At 23.9% G+C, this 2,875-nt stretch carries 5 protein-coding genes; all 5 read left to right on the forward strand.

Going from position 1 to position 2,875, the window contains the following annotated elements:
- Window positions 1-525 (forward strand): hypothetical protein (locus Q1X91_RS15335; RefSeq protein ID WP_300759449.1); only part of this gene is annotated, 525 nt, incomplete at its 5' end.
- A complete protein-coding gene (locus Q1X91_RS15340; RefSeq protein WP_300759450.1) occupies window positions 515-1,279 on the forward strand; it encodes a hypothetical protein in 765 nt (254 codons plus the stop codon). The genes Q1X91_RS15335 and Q1X91_RS15340, both read left to right, overlap by 11 nt.
- 9 nt (window positions 1,280-1,288) lie before the next feature.
- Window positions 1,289-1,597, forward strand: a complete 309-nt coding sequence (locus Q1X91_RS15345) for a polymorphic toxin type 44 domain-containing protein (RefSeq protein WP_300759453.1) — start codon at window positions 1,289-1,291, stop codon at window positions 1,595-1,597.
- Window positions 1,598-1,819: 222 nt separating this feature from the next.
- A complete protein-coding gene (locus tag Q1X91_RS15350) occupies window positions 1,820-2,305 on the forward strand; it encodes a hypothetical protein (protein WP_300759451.1) in 486 nt (161 codons plus the stop codon).
- Between the two features lie 355 nt (window positions 2,306-2,660).
- A partial coding sequence (locus tag Q1X91_RS15355) for a hypothetical protein (RefSeq protein ID WP_300759452.1) occupies window positions 2,661-2,875 on the forward strand: 215 nt, incomplete at its 3' end.

The raw sequence follows: 2,875 nt of genomic DNA on the forward strand, positions 1-2,875 counted from the left end.
GACATTATAAGAATAGAAGCAGAAGATGGCAGTGAAGAATATATAGAAATAATATTTCCAAAAGATAATAAAGATTGGAAAGATACAGCAATAGATATAGGAGAATATTTACTAGATAAAGGTATAGATGCAGTAACAATGATTAAAGGTGGCAGGTTAGGTAAGTTAGGCAAGATTGCTAATTTAACTAATAAAGCTAAAAAAGTATTGACTAAACAAGATGTATTGGATGTAATAAAAAATAAATATGGATTAAAAAAAGAAAAAATAGGCTCACATGGTAAAAATGCTTATATTGCAAGAGATAATAACCAAATTAAAGAAATATGGGAAGATATATCAAAAGATGCCGAAACAATTCACGACAGGATAGATAAGTATGGATATCCAATAAAAAGCAAAAGACTGGAAGATGGAACAGAGATTCAACTTAGAAAGCAATCTAGATCTGGTGGTTCAACTATTGAGATAGATAAAAGTAAAATAAAGATACATAATAAGGCAGGAGAAATAGGTGATTGGTAAAATAATTGATAAAGAAGAAAAAATAATGTTTACATTTATTTATGATATGGATATATTGGATCTTCAATATGAATATGATGAATTCTCAAATTTATTTTTAAAAATCCCCAATATTACAAAAGTAGAAATTTTAGAATACTTTGAATACTTAATTCTTGGCTATTCATTTTTTGCAACAAAAATAGATAGTAACGATATAATACCAGAATTTTTTTATCAAAGTAAAGACGATATAGCTAGTGCAAAAGCGACATACCAAAGTGAATATATAGATGTAATAGGTCAATTATTTTTAGCAGACTATATTGATTTTGGAATATTTTATTCAAGAAACGAAAATAAAAATAGAGTAGATTATGCAACAAATTTATCTCACTATAAGGAAGATAAATATAGAGCATGGATATATTTTAGGGATAATTATTTTTACAAAGAAAAAGCATATGATAGAGATTATGATAAAGACAATATACAAATATATAATGGAAAAGAATATAGCATGTCAGACTGCCCTTATAAAGTAATAGATGGTGAAAAATATTTCTTGGGATATAGTTCATTAGAAAGTAAAACTACATGGGAGAAACCCCACCATTGGTCATCTCATAATACTTGGATAGGTATTACTAAAAAAGGAAGAGAGTATTATGAAAAAGATTTACAACCACGACTGTATAATAAATATAAAGATTTATCTGTTGAATTAGATAATAATTATAATATCGTAAACTGGATAGGTCATATCAACAGATAAGCTAAAGATATACCATATGATGCTTGGTCTAATATTCATTTTGGAGTAATAGGAACTTATGTTGGTTATAGTAAGGAAAAATTATTAAATGGGGCAGGATATGCACAAAAAATATCTAATCAACATTTTATTGGTAATAAAATGATATATGCTGGTATAGGTTATTATACTAATTATGTTAATGGTGCTAAATATGATAATGATATAGATAGTTATTTAATAAGTAATGGAATTGAATTATATTTGACTAAAAATATAAATATTTCATCACAGGATTTATTAAATTCAGTTAGTAATATATATAAAGGCTTAAAATAATGAGATATTTTAAGATGATTTATGATAAATCTCTTCATATATGTAATATTATAATAAATATTATTTTAATTATATTACTATTGCTTTATTTTATTGTTGGTTATGGAAGTATTTTTTTCTTTATATTTGGTGATGATATCTTTTTTTGTACAATAAAAGATATCTTGTATATATTTAAGGAGTTAATTAAAATGGTTTGCTACTTTATAATAGGTATATAAAATGGACAGCTTTGATAAGTTTGAACAATTTCTTTTAAAAATAGAGCATAATTTATCATATATTTTTAAAAAAATAATGAGTCCTAAATATATCTTAGCTAAAATATGTGTTATCATTATTATATTTGGACATATGTTTTGGAATATTGAAAACTGGTATAATGACAACATTTTTCCACTAAATTTTCTTTTACATTTAGCCCCTACAATATATGATGAAGATGCAGTAAAATTAAAAAGACTGCTTATGTTAAATTCAAATCAAGCTTTATATTATAAAAATTTTCGTATATACAGTAAAACCAGTCGTGTTTATTTGGAGAATGATAAGAGAGGATATATATGGGAATATACAGATGTAAATAAATGTAAACATGGTTATTATAAAGTTTCTTTTGATAATGAAAAAGCTTTGTGTATATTTACAAAATATGATTATATATATTATGCCCCATGGGGAGCAGAAGTTGTAAAAGATGTAAAATAAGGAATAAAAACAGCTTTAAAGTTATATTTCTCTATATATGATGAATACATAAAAGGCATTTTAATAAATGCTTATAATATATTATCATCTATAGTTAATGAGGATGTTTTTAAATATTATTTTAAAAATGGGAAGTGTCCAGATGAATAAAATAAAAAAGTTTTTCCGAGCCTTATTATATTTTATCTTTATATTTAGTGGAATAACAGATTTATTTTATTTCATTTTTGCACTTCCTTTATTTATTTTAAACGATGGATTTATTGATTATATATTAGTACCATATATAATATTCTATAATTTTTTAATTGAAATATTCAGAGGGTATATATTATTATATTAGGTTAGAATGCATATGAAAAATAGAAAAAAAATAATATTCAATATTGTATTTTTTTTAATAGCATTTCCTCCAGCATTTGTAATATGGTTCTTTTTAATATCTACAATATGCCAATGGAATATTGTTATTTCTCCACAGCTTTCTGAGAAAACAGTATTAAGTCTGTCTGATAATTTATCTATTTTAGAAATAACAGGTAAATCAAATTTTAAAAATGATAAATTTCA

Source organism: uncultured Brachyspira sp. (genome assembly GCF_949287625.1).
GTDB lineage: Bacteria > Spirochaetota > Brachyspiria > Brachyspirales > Brachyspiraceae > Brachyspira.